Below are 813 nucleotides of genomic sequence, written 5' to 3'. Positions count from 1 at the left end.
ACAGTGTTCTTCATCGACCACCGGATGCCAACCATCGGCTGGCCAGATCTCGTTGGTGCAAGCGTCCAGACACTGCAGGTGATGAATGGAGCCGTGGCATTCGTCGATGCGTTGTTCGTCATACCCGGCTTTCTGGAACTGGCCATCCACATTGCTGGTAAAGACGAAACAGCCCTCGGACAATCGCTCTCCAATCCGCCGCAGTATCTCAAAACCCGCGTGCGGAACGGTGGCGCGGTAGAGGTTCAGGCGATGCCCGTAGAAGCCCCAGGCCAGACGCGGCTGGGTTTTAAATGCCGAAGGGCTGGCAATATGTTCAAAAGGAATCCGCGCCCGGCCCAGTGCCGGATAAGCACCCCAGAAGCCCTGCGGACCACGAAAATCCGGCAGACCGGAATCGACGCCCATGCCGGCACCCGCAGTAATCAGCAGTCCGTCGGCCTGGTCGATGAGTTCAGCGCAATACACGTAATCGAAAGACAAAGCGCACTCACGGGTTGGTCAAAAAAAATGCAAAGCATCAAACAAGAATCCGTCAAGACTGTTCGGGATTCTGCCGCTCACTTTGACTTGTCTGGACAGACAACGACTCGTTCTCTGAAACACGCTCCTTTTTCTTCCCTTCAAATTCGGCGCAAATCCGGTCTATCACAGGACTGCGCATATCGAGATGAGGCAGGCAGGCGATCAATTCGATGCCACGAACACGGATGCCGTGCTGGCAGACGCCGCACCGCACGCGTTCCTTTAACAATTCTGCTTGGTTATTGCTGCTCACTATGATTCACATTCGATACTTATACAGGGATGTTC

Annotated in this window: 2 protein-coding genes; both read right to left on the bottom strand. The window is 54.7% G+C overall.

The features are described 5' to 3' along the window. Window positions 1–483 (bottom strand): SIR2 family NAD-dependent protein deacylase (locus PROAA_RS01680; RefSeq protein ID WP_281182215.1); only part of this gene is annotated, 483 nt, incomplete at its 3' end. A 52-nt stretch (window positions 484–535) separates the two neighbouring features. After that, window positions 536–778, bottom strand: coding sequence for a hypothetical protein (locus tag PROAA_RS01675; protein ID WP_186409654.1), 243 nt, complete (start codon window positions 776–778; stop codon window positions 536–538). Window positions 779–813 lie beyond the last annotated feature (35 nt).

Source organism: Candidatus Propionivibrio aalborgensis (genome assembly GCF_900089945.1).
Lineage (GTDB): Bacteria > Pseudomonadota > Gammaproteobacteria > Burkholderiales > Rhodocyclaceae > Propionivibrio > Propionivibrio aalborgensis.
Note: the sequence above shows the minus strand (reverse complement) of the source record. Positions and strands in the feature narration are given on the sequence as shown.